22 protein-coding genes are annotated in these 12426 nt (G+C 60.3%); 10 read left to right on the forward strand and 12 right to left on the reverse strand.

Translation table 11 applies throughout. The annotated features are described in order from the left end of the window. Positions 1 to 7 precede the first annotated feature (7 nt). Positions 8 to 289: a DUF2798 domain-containing protein gene (locus tag AC2YI2_RS27305; protein WP_487389684.1), complete on the forward strand. Its 282-nt coding sequence runs from the start codon at positions 8 to 10 to the stop codon at positions 287 to 289. A gap of 6 nt (positions 290 to 295) precedes the next feature. Here AC2YI2_RS27305 and AC2YI2_RS27310 read toward each other — a convergent pair whose 3' ends face one another. The 9 genes from AC2YI2_RS27310 to AC2YI2_RS27350 all read right to left on the reverse strand — a co-directional run bounded on the left by AC2YI2_RS27310 (position 296) and on the right by AC2YI2_RS27350 (position 4247). Further along, entirely contained in the window at positions 296 to 1105 is an 810-nt protein-coding gene (locus AC2YI2_RS27310) for a DUF2066 domain-containing protein (protein ID WP_487389685.1), read from the reverse strand. 19 nt (positions 1106 to 1124) lie between these two features. Then, complete coding sequence (locus AC2YI2_RS27315; RefSeq protein WP_487389686.1) at positions 1125 to 1550, reverse strand: metallopeptidase family protein; 426 nt, start codon at positions 1548 to 1550, stop codon at positions 1125 to 1127. 56 nt (positions 1551 to 1606) lie between these two features. Continuing rightward, positions 1607 to 2293 carry a M15 family metallopeptidase gene (locus AC2YI2_RS27320; RefSeq protein ID WP_487389687.1) on the reverse strand — a complete coding sequence of 229 codons (687 nt, stop codon included), beginning with the start codon at positions 2291 to 2293 and terminating at the stop codon, positions 1607 to 1609. Then, a complete protein-coding gene (locus AC2YI2_RS27325) occupies positions 2293 to 2553 on the reverse strand; it encodes a GlsB/YeaQ/YmgE family stress response membrane protein (protein WP_487389688.1) in 261 nt (86 codons plus the stop codon). Before AC2YI2_RS27325 ends, AC2YI2_RS27320 begins: the two co-directional genes overlap by 1 nt. A gap of 94 nt (positions 2554 to 2647) precedes the next feature. After that, positions 2648 to 2860 carry a YodC family protein gene (locus AC2YI2_RS27330; protein WP_487389689.1) on the reverse strand — a complete coding sequence of 71 codons (213 nt, stop codon included), beginning with the start codon at positions 2858 to 2860 and terminating at the stop codon, positions 2648 to 2650. A gap of 88 nt (positions 2861 to 2948) precedes the next feature. Then, a complete protein-coding gene (locus AC2YI2_RS27335) occupies positions 2949 to 3185 on the reverse strand; it encodes a hypothetical protein (protein WP_487389690.1) in 237 nt (78 codons plus the stop codon). 171 nt (positions 3186 to 3356) lie between these two features. Further along, the gene (locus tag AC2YI2_RS27340) at positions 3357 to 3569 is read right to left on the reverse strand and encodes a hypothetical protein (RefSeq protein WP_487389691.1); all 213 of its coding nucleotides are present in this window, start codon (positions 3567 to 3569) and stop codon (positions 3357 to 3359) included. An 8-nt stretch (positions 3570 to 3577) separates the two neighbouring features. After that, positions 3578 to 3763, reverse strand: a complete 186-nt coding sequence (locus AC2YI2_RS27345) for a hypothetical protein (RefSeq protein ID WP_487389692.1) — start codon at positions 3761 to 3763, stop codon at positions 3578 to 3580. Positions 3764 to 4001: 238 nt separating this feature from the next. Continuing rightward, complete coding sequence (locus AC2YI2_RS27350; RefSeq protein WP_487389693.1) at positions 4002 to 4247, reverse strand: hypothetical protein; 246 nt, start codon at positions 4245 to 4247, stop codon at positions 4002 to 4004. Between the two features lie 264 nt (positions 4248 to 4511). Here AC2YI2_RS27350 and AC2YI2_RS27355 point away from each other — a divergent pair, with 264 nt between their 5' ends. From AC2YI2_RS27355 to AC2YI2_RS27370, 4 genes are all read left to right on the forward strand, one after another. Next, on the forward strand, positions 4512 to 5570 hold the full coding sequence (locus AC2YI2_RS27355) for a PRC-barrel domain-containing protein (protein WP_487389694.1): 1059 nt from the start codon (positions 4512 to 4514) through the stop codon (positions 5568 to 5570). 113 nt (positions 5571 to 5683) lie between these two features. After that, complete coding sequence (locus AC2YI2_RS27360; RefSeq protein ID WP_487389695.1) at positions 5684 to 6187, forward strand: YciE/YciF ferroxidase family protein; 504 nt, start codon at positions 5684 to 5686, stop codon at positions 6185 to 6187. Between the two features lie 109 nt (positions 6188 to 6296). After that, positions 6297 to 6584, forward strand: a complete 288-nt coding sequence (locus AC2YI2_RS27365; RefSeq protein ID WP_487389696.1) for a hypothetical protein — start codon at positions 6297 to 6299, stop codon at positions 6582 to 6584. A gap of 40 nt (positions 6585 to 6624) precedes the next feature. After that, positions 6625 to 7329 (forward strand): hypothetical protein, encoded by a 705-nt coding sequence (locus AC2YI2_RS27370; RefSeq protein WP_487389697.1) that lies wholly within the window; start codon positions 6625 to 6627, stop codon positions 7327 to 7329. 12 nt (positions 7330 to 7341) lie between these two features. On the opposite strand, the gene AC2YI2_RS27375 is transcribed toward AC2YI2_RS27370, so the two are convergent. Beyond that, positions 7342 to 7806, reverse strand: coding sequence for an HD domain-containing protein (locus tag AC2YI2_RS27375; protein ID WP_487389698.1), 465 nt, complete (start codon positions 7804 to 7806; stop codon positions 7342 to 7344). 318 nt (positions 7807 to 8124) lie between these two features. Here AC2YI2_RS27375 and AC2YI2_RS27380 point away from each other — a divergent pair, with 318 nt between their 5' ends. After that, complete coding sequence (locus tag AC2YI2_RS27380; RefSeq protein WP_487389699.1) at positions 8125 to 9030, forward strand: hypothetical protein; 906 nt, start codon at positions 8125 to 8127, stop codon at positions 9028 to 9030. A gap of 78 nt (positions 9031 to 9108) precedes the next feature. Here AC2YI2_RS27380 and AC2YI2_RS27385 read toward each other — a convergent pair whose 3' ends face one another. Further along, positions 9109 to 9387, reverse strand: a complete 279-nt coding sequence (locus AC2YI2_RS27385) for a BON domain-containing protein (protein WP_487389700.1) — start codon at positions 9385 to 9387, stop codon at positions 9109 to 9111. Between the two features lie 141 nt (positions 9388 to 9528). Between AC2YI2_RS27385 and AC2YI2_RS27390 the strand changes: the two genes are divergently transcribed. From AC2YI2_RS27390 to AC2YI2_RS27405, 4 genes are all read left to right on the forward strand, one after another. Beyond that, on the forward strand, positions 9529 to 9933 hold the full coding sequence (locus tag AC2YI2_RS27390) for a hypothetical protein (RefSeq protein WP_487389701.1): 405 nt from the start codon (positions 9529 to 9531) through the stop codon (positions 9931 to 9933). Positions 9934 to 10055: 122 nt separating this feature from the next. Continuing rightward, a complete protein-coding gene (locus AC2YI2_RS27395) occupies positions 10056 to 10865 on the forward strand; it encodes a hypothetical protein (RefSeq protein WP_487389702.1) in 810 nt (269 codons plus the stop codon). Positions 10866 to 10975: 110 nt separating this feature from the next. Then, a complete protein-coding gene (locus tag AC2YI2_RS27400) occupies positions 10976 to 11185 on the forward strand; it encodes a dodecin (RefSeq protein ID WP_487389703.1) in 210 nt (69 codons plus the stop codon). 88 nt (positions 11186 to 11273) lie between these two features. Next, on the forward strand, positions 11274 to 11654 hold the full coding sequence (locus AC2YI2_RS27405; protein WP_487389704.1) for a YciI family protein: 381 nt from the start codon (positions 11274 to 11276) through the stop codon (positions 11652 to 11654). Between the two features lie 21 nt (positions 11655 to 11675). On the opposite strand, the gene ubiG is transcribed toward AC2YI2_RS27405, so the two are convergent. Further along, on the reverse strand, positions 11676 to 12419 hold the full coding sequence (ubiG, locus tag AC2YI2_RS27410) for a bifunctional 2-polyprenyl-6-hydroxyphenol methylase/3-demethylubiquinol 3-O-methyltransferase UbiG (RefSeq protein ID WP_487389705.1): 744 nt from the start codon (positions 12417 to 12419) through the stop codon (positions 11676 to 11678). Positions 12420 to 12426: the final 7 nt, after the last annotated feature.

Consider the following 12426-nt stretch of genomic DNA (forward strand, 5'->3'; position numbering starts at 1 on the left):
AGGGTTCATGCGTTTCTTTTTGCGCCAGGTCTTTGCCCAATGGGATGATGACATGAAGCCCTTCCTGCCTAGAAAATACGAGCATATCGCCTTCGGCCTCCTTCTGTCGGGCATGATGTCGTTCCTGGTCTCCGGCTTCGCCACGCTGATCGCGATCGGGCTGTCGACCGAATTCCCGCTGCAATGGCTGAAAGCATGGCTGCCGTCCTGGGCGCTGGCCTTCCCCGTCGTCTTGATTGTCGCGCCCTTTGTCCGGCGTCTGCTGTCGAGCATCGTCATTCGCGATTAGGACTGATTATTCCGGCGCCCCGTTGCCGGACAGGATCTGCATCGCGCCCCGCAACGCGACCCGGAAAGCCTCGTCGAAATTGACGCCGCGCACCGTCCAGCGATAGGTCCGGCCCTCATGCGCGAGGTGCCAGGTCGCGATCCAGCCGAGATCGGCGTCGCTCCATCCTATATGGCCGGAAAGCGCCATGTCGCCACCGGAAGCCCTCGCGGCGTCAATCAGAAACCCCGGCGCATCGAGATCTTCCGCCGGCAGTTTTGAAGCGACTGCCCGCGTCGGGAACGTCACCTGCATCGCAAGCTGCTCCGAGCCGAGCGCAAAGGAATCCCGCATCGCGAGGTCGCGCATGTCGTCGGCGACGACGCGCAGCCGCTTGCCGTTCCGCTCCACGTCGAGGAACACGACAAGCGTCGGGCGCTTGCCGAGCCAGGGGCGGCTGCCGAGCTGGGCGAGTAGCGGTTCGAGCACATCGGGAGCGTAATGGCAGGTCAGGTCATGCGGGCGGTCATAGGTGCCCTGCTCGTCATGGATCGGCCGACCGGCAAGCCGGTCGAGATAGGAAAAGGAAGCGACGAAATCGCCGGCCCGCGCACGGAGCGCCTCCACCTCGGGCAGCGCAGGCAGGCGCGGATCGCCGGAAACACGGACCAGAATGCGATCGAGGCAATCGCGGAAGCCGAGCTTGCGGTTCTTTTCGCCAGTGCCTGTCGTGATCGCCTTGGAAATGTAGAGTTCGGCAAGATCGGCGGCACGGACATCACCGGAAAACGCTGTTGCCAGCGAGATGAATGCGATGACCAGGCTCAAAGATCGCATTCACCTCTCCCGGATCGGGTCAGGCCGAAACAGTCGCCTCAATATTTTCCATGTCGTCGTCGGAGAGGCCGAAGTGATGGCCGATTTCGTGGATCAGCACATGGGTGATGATGTCGCCAAGGGTCTCTTCGTTCTCCGACCAGTAATCGAGGATCGGCCGGCGGTAGAGCGAGATGCGGTTGGGGAATTCGCCATTCTCGACCGAGAAGCGCTCGGTAACGCCACGACCCTCAAACAGGCCGAGAAGATCGAATGGAGTCTCGAGAGCCATGTCCTCGAACACTTCGTCGCTCGGGAAATCGGAGATCTCGATGATCAAGTCCTGACAGAGCGCACGGAAATCTTCCGGCAACTGTCCGTAGGCCTCGCGCGCCAATTGCTCGATCGCTTCGAGCGAGGGGGAAAACTTGTCCCGCCAATCGTCGGTCTGGTCGATACTCGCCATGTCTGCTCCTGTTCGCGCCCTATATAGAGCGCTCGCATCAGTTTTGCGAGGGCGTTTCAGTCGCCGCGCGGAACGATGTCGAAGTCATGGACCCGCGCCTTCTTCGGCTGCTGCTTCAGGCTGAAATGCCACCATTCTCGCCGATAGCTCACGAAGCCGCCCCTTATCATTGCACTCACCAGCCTGCGACGGCGCTCGGCTGCCGCCTTGTCGATATGCTTGCTCGCGGTGTGTGCCAGTGGGTCGAAGAAATCGAAGGGCGTGCCCATATCGAGGTCTGCGCCCTTGGCGTCGGTCAGCGTCAGATCGATCGTATAGCCGTTGGAATGACCGGACCGGCCGGCAATGTAGCCATCGGCGATCAGTCGCTTCCGGTCGAGGCGGGGATAATAGTCCGGGTCGAACCCACTGCCGCTATTGGCCCAGACCGTGAAGTGGCGCACCGCCTTGGCCGGCCGGTAGCAGTCGAGGACTTTCAGCCCATAGCCTTGTTCTGCGAGGTCGTCCGCGACCGCGCTCAGTGCCTGCGCTGCCGGTTCGGCAAGGATGCATTCGGCTGCCTTGTAGCCCGGCACCACAGCCTTGGTGAAATTATGCTCGCCGGCATACCGCATGTCCTGTCTCACATGCGGTGCCACGTCAGCGAGATAAACGAAGCCGTCAGGCAACTCGCCAGCAAGAAGAAGAGACGGCGTCGCCAACAAGCCGATGACGAGCGCCGCAGCAGCCGCAATGGCGCGCATCAGGTCCCGGTCCGGACGATCCTCAACAGCACCAGCAGGATGACGGCGCCGATCGTTGCGTGCACGATCGCCCAGAGAAAGCCGCCGCCGACACCCCAGCCTAGTTGAGGGAAAAGCCAGCCGGCAATGAAGGCACCGACGATGCCCACGACGATATTGCCGAGAAGCCCAAAACCGAAACCCTTGACGATCACGCCGGCCAGCCAGCCCGCAATGGCGCCGACGATCAAAAATACGATGATGCTTTCGATTCCAAGCATGTTCCACTCCCTTTTACGGCCGCCGACAGCGACGACCTGTTCGCTATGATTATCAGGCGGAACATGACTTTCCAGTCCTGCTGTGGAGAATTCGTCAAGATTTGCGGTGAGCTTCGGGAGTGGCGACTTCACTGAGGACGGATTCTAGGTCGTCCGACGGCACGCGTTCGAGATGCATTTTGCGCTGCTCGAACCATGCCACCGAAACAAAGCCATCGTCATGGCACCGGACCACGGTCATCAGGCGCTCCTCGCCCCTGACTCGCACCGTTTCGCCCACGGTCCATTGCCTATCGTTTTGCTGCATCGTCTGCTTTCACTCCTGAACGCAGCCCAGAAACCGGTAGACTTCGGCTTTGTTCCCGGGCGGTTTCCATCGAACGAGCGGAAGCGGTTCAACAGGTAGCCGGCATTTCGGCGACGCCCATAGCTACGATCGCGCCACTGGGATCGCGCAGGATGAAAAGCATCTGCTGCGGTTTTCCGCATTTGTCCGGCTGGACGATCTGTGTGTTGTCATAGGCCACGGGCTGCGGTGTGATATCGAGCGGCGTGGCTTCCGATGTGTTGATCGAAGCACCGGCAGGGGTCGATGCGCGAAGAGTGATGAGGGCAATGAAATGCGTCTTCATGTCAACCTCGTGTGGTTCACCGGGCCGTACCCCGGCTTCGATCGACACAAGTACTGACGCTGGGAACAAGTTCCTTAAAATGGAAAATAATTATTAAATATCAATATCTTATAGACGAATCACAGCGCCCCGCGGGCGAGCGGGACGTTGCCGTGCGTTCAAGCCGGCCGATCATCGGGCCGGATGGCTACCGCCGCCCTTCTTCTCCGGTTCGCGGGTGTGATGGCTGTCACGCTCACCACCGCCGCCAGAGACGCGGCTCTTCGTTCGGTTGTCGGTGTCGGCTGGCGGCTTGACGATTTTCAGCGGCGCCTTGGCGTTTTCATGGGATGCGCCTGGGCCGCCCTGCCGAATGCTCGCTGGTGTTTTCGTCGAGGTCGACATGGTGGCTCCTATCGATCCTGGGTGGAGAGTTGTGGGGTCAGGTTGATCTTGGTGTTGCCCTGCTGGCCCTGCTTGGCGGGGTCGGGTACGCCGGGACGGATACTGCCCGCCTTCTGATCGTGCGAATGCGGATCCTCGCCGGGGCCTTTGTCGCTCAAATTCTGCTGGGGAACAGGTGGTGCTTTGGCTGTCATCGGTTGCTCCTTCTTCTGATTGGACTTGCCAAAGCAACAGCGCACGAAACGAGTTTGTTCCCGGAACATTTCCCCGGCCTGCGGTTGAGGTTTCTCAACACGTGCAAATTCCACGATACCCAAAGGCTTTGCCAGGCGTTCCCCAAACGACAAAACCCGGCTTCCGAGGGAAGCCGGGCCCGGGGGAGGGAAGCCGGTTATCGAGAGGCTCGCTGCTCAATGCGGCGAGCCTTCGTTATTACCAGGGGCAAACCTTCATGCGCTTGATGTACACGTTGCCCCAGTCGTCATAGTGCCTCACCTTCTTGATGAAGCAATAGTTGCGATGGCCGTAGATGTAGACGCCGTGGTGATGGCGGTGCTTCCAATGGTGGTTGTGGTGATGCTTCTTCCACTTCCAGCCGGCTTCGGCGGTGGATGCAAGCGAAACGGTTGCGATGAGGGCAGCCGCTGCACCGATGATCATGGTCTTCATGGTCGTCATGGTCTTTCTCCTGAAAGAGTTGCTTCGGTTTCTGTCCCTTACATGGAGGATGATTTCCGTCATCCATTGACCCCTTTATTGCATGGCCCGCCGGCTACCGTTGTTCCGCGCGGAACAACGCTTTTTTCGCGAGATTTGACCGGGAGAAGGCAGCGGAGGCGACGCCCGCATTTCGCGCATCGCTTGGAACCATTCCTGAAATGACCCGTTGGATGGGGCAACCGGGCATCGTCCGGCTTAAGATTTCAACGAGGAGACCAACCCATGAAACGCATTCTTGCTACGACCGCGCTCGTCCTGATTATGGCCGGTGGCGCCTATTCCGCCCAGATGGGCAACTACACAGCTCAGCCCCAGGACGTCGAAGCGTCCGACTTCATCGGCGCGCGCATCTATGCGGCAGAAACAATGCCCACCACCGATACCGTGAAGGTCGGCGCAGAGAAGGATTGGGATGATGTCGGCGAAATCAACGACGTGATCCTCGGCCGCGACGGGCAGATCAAGGCTGTCGTGCTTGGCGTCGGCGGCTTCCTGGGAATGGGCGAAAAGAGTGTCGCCATTCCGATGCAGGACGTGAAGTTCGTCAAGAACGGCGACGGTCCGGACGACTACTTCCTCGTCGTGAACGCCAACAAGGACGTACTGACAAACGCGCCGGCCTACGTCTCGCTGGAAGAGAAGGCTGCCCAGCAGGCTGCCGCCAATGATGCTGCGGCTCCGGCTGACACCACCTTAACAACGCCGGCCGATACGGCAGCCGACACGACAATGACGGCTCCGGCCGATACGACGACAGCGGCCGACACCACCGCGAAGACGCCGGCTGATACTGCGACCGCTACGGCAACAGAAGAAAAGCCGGCCGATACCAGCACTGCCATGAACGATACGACCACGGCAAAGCCGGCGGACAATACCGCCACCACCGACGCCACCACCACAGCGTCCACCACCAACAAGAGCGCGACGCAGACCATGACCGACGACAATCGCGCGCGCCTCGTCCGTCCGGAAGTCAATCGCGAGGGCTACAAGGCCGCCGAGGTTGCCGAACTGACCGCGGACAAGCTGGAAGGCGCCCGCGTCTACGGCCCGAAAGATGAGGATGTCGGCGAAGTCAATCGCATCATCCTCGACAACAATGGTCAGGTGCAGCTCATCGTGCTCGATGTCGGCGGCTTCCTCGGCGTCGGCGAGCGCCAGATCGCCGTGACTCCGGACGAGCTCAATATCGTCCGTACCGACGACGGTAGCGAGTTCCGCGTCTACGTCGACTCGAACCAGGCCACCCTGAAGGCCCAGCCTGAATATAAGGGCTAAGTCGCCTCCAGGTATTCGAAGGGTCCCTTTCCAGGGGCCCTTCTCATTGCGCAAAACAGTGCATGCCGGATTTCCGGTTTCCCCGACAAACAACCATTCTCAAGGAGGCATCCATGGCCAAGGAAATGACACTCAACGACCTGTTCTATGACACATTGAAGGACATCTATTTTGCCGAGCGGCAGATCCTGAAGGCGCTGCCGAAGATGGCACGCGCCGCACAGTCTGAACAACTCAAGCAAGGTTTCCAGAAGCACAAGGAACAAACCGAGGGCCAGATCGAGCGCCTGCAGCAGGTCTTCGAGATCATCGGCAAACGCGCCCAGGGAAAGACCTGCGAAGCCATCCAGGGCATCATCGCCGAGGGCGAGGAAATCATCGAGGAGTTCAAGGGCACTGTCGCCCTCGATGCCGGCCTGATTTCGTCGGCACAGGCGGTCGAGCATTACGAGATTGCGCGCTACGGCACGCTGGCTTCGTGGGCCAAACAGCTCGGCTACAAGGACGCAGTGCCGCTGCTCGAAGCGACGTTGAAGGAAGAAAGCCAGACCGATGCGACGCTGAGCAAGCTCGCCGAAACGGCTGTCAACGCCGCCGCACAGAAGAAAGTGGCCTAACCGCCACACTGGTAGGACCAAAGCGGGTCGGCCGGCCCGTTTTGGTCCGTGAGCGAAAGCTCCAAGCAAGGTTAGATGCCCAATCATTGAGCAACTCATAGAGGTGCTCATGATGCAGCATGTACGTTTTCGTATTGTCGGAGGAAATTCGACGGTTGAAGCGCGGCGTTGGCCCTGCCGGGAAGATGTCCGGCTGGAAGCCCAGCGCCGGCTGAATGCCTCCGGCTACACCCGCCACCGGGCTCGGTCGCTCGCGACGGGTACGGATATACCGGATACGATCAGGCACTTTGCCCTGCAGGTGAATTTCGTGGTCGAGAAACTGACCATGCTCAAGCCGATTCCGCAGGATTTTCAATCCGACAATTATTGGCCGACTATCGAAGCCGAACACTGACCGGCCGGAACAATTTTCAGCTGCCCGCAGTTCTACCGTCATGAACCAGATGACGACGAACACGCCAAGCGACAAGGCGCCTCAGTCAGTCCAATCAAGGGCGATCGGCGCTGAGGAGACAGGCGAAACCTTCCACATCAAGAGGGCGTCGAGCTCCGCTAAACCTATTCTCATCGTCGAGGACGAATATCTTATCGCAGCCGACCTGGAATCCCAGATCCGCGATGACGGCGGCAAGGTCGCGCGCCTCGCATTGTCGGTCGAAGCAGCCGAGCAGGAGTTGCAGAAGAGTACGGACATTGCCGGGGTCATTCTCGACGTCAATGTCGGAGGCATAACGTCCTTCGGCTTGGCGGATGCGCTGATGGAGGCGGGGCTGCCGTTCGTCTTCTTCACAGGCTACTGCAGCATCTCCATTCCCGATCGCTTCATCGCCATACCCCGAATCGCCAAGCCCGCAAGCTGGCGAGAGTTGAAGAAGGGCCTGGCGAGCGCGCGTGAGCGCATGCTTCGGACGGGGATCGGCAGTTTTCGCGATGGAGTCGAGGCGGCATTGCCAGCGCTGAGGAACCGCGCACGCGGATTGGCAAGCAATCACGAAGATGCAGACCGGCTGGTCGAAAGCACACTGGAGCACGCGATTTCTGTCGTCGGCAATCGTTCGCTCAGACTGACGATCGAGGACTGGCTTCTTACACTATTGGAAAGGGCCAACGAGGAACGGGGGCGGCGGTTGCTGCACTGACGGCGCAGCGCGTCAGGCCGACGTCATGACCGCCTTTTCGAGAAGGGCGAGGCCGTGACGATAGCGTTCCGCATCTCCGCCATTCGCCAGTGCCTGCTGCAGATTGTCCTCGAGATCGGCTCGCTTGACTGGCAGGGCCAGCGGATTGGCAGCGGCCCGGGAGACGAAGGCTTTTTCATCCTCGCCGTCCCGTCGAGTCAGAGCGTCGACGGCTTCGATCATCGCTTCCGGGAAGCCATCGAGGGAAAGGCGATCAAGGGTCCAGCCCGCAGACTTCTCGACAACATCATGGAGATAGGCAATCGGCCGCAACGCCGGTTCGACCCGCATCGCCACACGCTCGCAATGCTCGATATAGGGTCGGCCGTCTTTCCCCGTCTGACCGCGATGCGCATTCGTGGCAATCCGGACCGCACGCACGAAGATCTGATCCTGAGACAGGTCGTGCCTGTCATGCCCGGCAACATGCACTGTCATTCCAGTTGCGCTCCTTCCAGTCGAGGGTATCGAACATTAGCTGATCAACGCGCGGGACGCACCCGCTGTTCCTCTGCGTTGGCGGCATGGCTGAAATCCGAAAAAGTCGGAGCTCGCGGGTGAAAAACGTTAGCGACCAGGAACCAAGACGGACTGGAAACGTTTGGATGCCGACACGATCGCAACACCCGCGACGTGGCTCAAGCTCTTGAAACATTGGAGGATTCCATCATGGGACGCGGTATTTTGCTCTGGCTGCTCGGCATTCCGATTCCGATTATCATTCTCATTCTCCTGTTCTTCCGATAGGAGAGCGGAATGGCCATCCCAACCTCATCCATCATGGTCGATCCCCCGGTTGAATCGTCCTCTTCAGCCATGAGCTGGGGACCCGTAATTGCCGGCGCCTTCGTCGCTACGGTCGTAACCCTCATCCTCATGCTTGCCGGTGCCGGCCTCGGCCTCACGCTAGTCTCGCCCTTCCCGTCCGAGAGCAGCTCTGCGGCGACCCTATCGGTCTATGCCGCCATTTGGCTCGTGATCGTTCAATGGGTTTCATCCGGCGTCGGTGGCTATCTGGCCGGTCGGCTCCGCACCAAGTGGGTTGGTGTGCATACGGATGAGGTCTTCTTCCGTGACACCACCCATGGCTTTTTGTCCTGGGCGGTCGCGACTGTCGTCGTGGCGATCTTCCTGGGCTCCACCGTTTCGTCGATCGTCTCAGGCACCGCGAGTACGGTCACGCAAGCGGCGGTCTCGACAACGGCGGTCGCAGCCAATGCCGCAGCCCAGAACCTACCGGATCTATCGACCTCCTACTTCACCGACGCGCTGTTGCGTCCAGCCGATCCGCGGACGGCCGCGCCTGCAACGGCGGCTGGCAGCAATGAGGCAGCGGCGACCGAACTGTCGCGTATCCTGATGCGCAGCGCAGCGAATGGCGAACTTGCGGCCGCAGACCGGACCTATGTCGAGCAGCTCATCGCCGCCCGCACCGGCCTGTCGGAAGCTGATGCCAAGGCCCGGGTCGACACGGTGCTAAAGGAGATCGAAGACGCCAAGGTGGCTGCTCAAGAGGCTGCCGACACGGCACGCAAGTCTGCCGCGACCACGGCATTGCTTGGCGCGCTGTCGCTGTTTATCGGTGCCTTCATCGCCTGCGCAGCCGCTGCCCTTGGCGGACGCCAGCGTGATGACGAAGAAGCCGTTTATCTTGCCTCCTGACACAGCGACAAGATGCGAATGCGAGAGGCCCGACTTGGACAGTCGGGCCTCTTTCGTTTGCACCGAGTGTTGGCGGGTTCAGACCACTGCCCCCTGAACCTGCAACCTGTTGTCGACACGGCTGATGCCCTCGACCCTTGCAGCGACTTCACCCGCTGCCTCGACTTCGAGGGGCGAACCGACGAATCCATCCAGGATGACGACGGCGTCGCTTGTAGTCACGCTGACGCGGGTCGCATCCACCAGACCGGCGCGGCCCAGAGCAGCGGCGACAGCCACCTCGAGCTGGGCATCGGCCGGATTGTCCAGTTCGATTTGCGGCGGGATTTGATGAAAAGTCTGCGGTTTGAAGATCATTTCCTAACTCCTTGATATCATGGCTTCAATTCCTTGAATTTCCGACAGTTAAGAAGGTTCCAGACAATATTGCAAAGAAAATCGGAACAACCAACGCCGCCTTAGGTTTACGGCGGACGTGCCAAACGAGGAGTAATGGTCATGCAGAGCTTTGATACACTTGTTCACCCCGAAATGGGCGGCAAGTTGGGCTTCACGGTCGAGTTCGTCGGTAATGCCGGCGAAGTGATCTCGGTTCAGCTCCGTCAGGATGCCAAGAACATGCTCAACCGCTTGAATGCGGTCGAGAAGGCCCGCGAGCTTCTTGTCGAAGCCGCAGCCATCGAAGGCCAGGACGGCGCTTCGCTCTACGAGGCGCAGAGCAATGGCAATCTCGACGACCATCCGGGGCATCGTCGCAGCGCCCGCGCGCTCGGCGACTTGGAAGCCATGGAGGAGCAGCTTGATGCAGGCCTCTATGACTCCTTCCCCGCAAGCGACCCGGTATCCATCACCGTTACGACGGTGACCGGTTGCCATAAACCGCCGACCTCCGGTCGACACTGACGCATCCAAACCCTGGCACACCGAAGCCCTTCGCCATTGGCGGAGGGCTTTTCGTTTGGCGCATTGCCAGCCAGGCGACGCACATGGCATAACCTCTGTCCTCGAATTGGAACGGAGGCAGAATGTTCGTCGGCAAGAAACTCGTTTATCTCCAGATGCAGAAGACCGGCAGCACCCATGTCACCAAGGTGCTGAAGCAGAACCTCAAGGGAAAGACCCGCGAGCGGCACGAGCAACTGGAAGACTATGACGCCTTCAAGGACCGGCCGATCATCTCATCCATCCGTAATCCCTGGGATTGGTACGTATCGCTCTGGTCCTTCGGATGCGCCGGCAGCGGCGGATTCCACAAATATGTCATCCACAATCCCTGGAGCGAGGTGCGGCACGCGCTGAAATATCGCAAGCCCGGCGCGGTTGCGAGTTCGCTGGTACGCCTCGTAAGCCAGACCGGCCGCCGGCCGGACTGGAAGGCCCTCTATACCGACGTGAAGAACGAGGCGAATTTCCGTGCCTGGCTGAAGCTGTTGCTTGGGCCCGAGGGCCGCCACATCGCCAAGGAAGGCTACTCAATTAGCCCCGTGAAGGACGTCATCGGCTTCATGACCTTCCGCTTCCTGGCGCTGACGACGGCCTACGACAAGTGGAACGCCGAAGGCACGCAGGTGCGGAGCTACGACGCGCTCAACGCCTTCGTCGACGCCCATACGGTCACCAACCGCATCCTCAGGATGGAGGCTCTGAACGAGGAACTGCTCGATCTTCTGCAGTCGATCGGCAAGAACGTGACGATGGAAGACCTCGAGGCGATCGGCAAGACCAATGCGTCGAGCCACCGCAAATACGACACCTATTACGACGACGAGACCTACAAGCTGGTCGCAGAACGCGACCGGTTTATCATCGAGCGCTACGGCTACACGATGTTCTGACCTTGTCGAGGCTGAGGCTCGCGCGCCATCGGCCGTTTGACAACGGCCGACGATTGGCTGATCGTGGCAGCAGGCTGCGGCGCCTTGCCGGACCAGCCGGGGAGGTCAAGATGAGCAATCATGTCTACAAGAAAGTGGAACTTGTCGGCAGTTCCCAAACCTCGGTCACCGATGCGATCGAAACCGCGATCTCGCGCGCGTCCAAGACGATGAGAAACCTTGACTGGTTCGAAGTGGAGCAGATCCGGGGTCATATCAAGGACGGCGAGATAGAACATTATCAGGTGGTGATGAAGGTCGGATTCCGGATCGACGACTGAACCCGTCGACTGCTGACCTGGCCCAGAAGGGCCGTCCTGCACGGCCGCTTCCGTGCCCGGACGGCTATGTCGATGAGGAAAGTCATAGATGTATTTTGCAATCCTCGCCTATCACGCGGAAGGCGTCGTGGAATCCTGGACGCCGGACGAAGATGCGGCGCTGATGACCGATCTGCTTGCGATCAACGACCGTCTCGTCCGGGAAAGGCATTTGGGACCGGCCGCACGGCTGGGCCCGACCGCGCGCGCCAAGACGCTGCGAGGTGTCGGAGCCGGCGTCGTCACCGACGGCCCGTTTGCCGAGACCAGGGAGCACCTGCTCGGATTCTACGTCGTGGACTTTCCCGATATCGATCAGGCGGTCGCCGCAGCGCGCGAGCTGCGCAGCGCCAATCCCACCGCAGTCTATGAAATCAGGCCGATTTCGCTCTATCTGCCCGGCACATCACTGGCTTATGGCGAGGAATGAGGGGCTTCCCAATAGCCGGAATTACGGCCTCTCGGCCACGATCATATAGTTCACATCCATGTCCTTCGACAGGTTCCACTGGTTCTGGAATGGATTGAAGAACACGCCGGTGCGGTCGGTCACAGCCATGCCGGAGGCGTTGAGCGGTGCTTCGATCTCCTCAGGACGGACGAGTTTCTCATATTGATGCGTTCCGCGCGGCAGCCAGCGCAGGATATTCTCGGCTGCGACGATGGCAAGCGCCGCAGCCTTGAGGGTGCGATTGATCGTGGCGACGAACATCAGCCCGCCGGGCTTCACCATCGCGGCGCAGGTCTCGATGAAGAAGGGCACGTCGGAGACATGCTCGACCACTTCCATGTTGAGCACGATATCGAACTTCTCGCCATCGGCCGCGAGCGCCTCGGCCGTCACGGCGCGATAATCGACGATGGCGCCCGACTGCTCGGCATGTGTCTGCGCAATGCGGATATTCTTCTCCGACGCATCGGCACCCAGCACATTGGCGCCCATCCGCGACACCGGCTCGGAGAGCAACCCGCCGCCGCAGCCGATATCGAGCACGCGCAATCCTTCGAGCGAACGATGCGCCTTCGCGTCCCGGCCGAACTGGTGGCAGGCGCGATCACGGATATATTGCAGCCTGACGGGATTGAACTTGTGCAGCGGCTTGAACTTGCCCGTCGGATCCCACCACTCCGCCGCCATGGCGGAGAAGCGGTCCACTTCGGCCTGGTCGATGGTGGTCTTGGCCGCTTCGGTCATGGTCTTG

This window comes from Rhizobium sp. SRI_017, assembly GCF_057586295.1.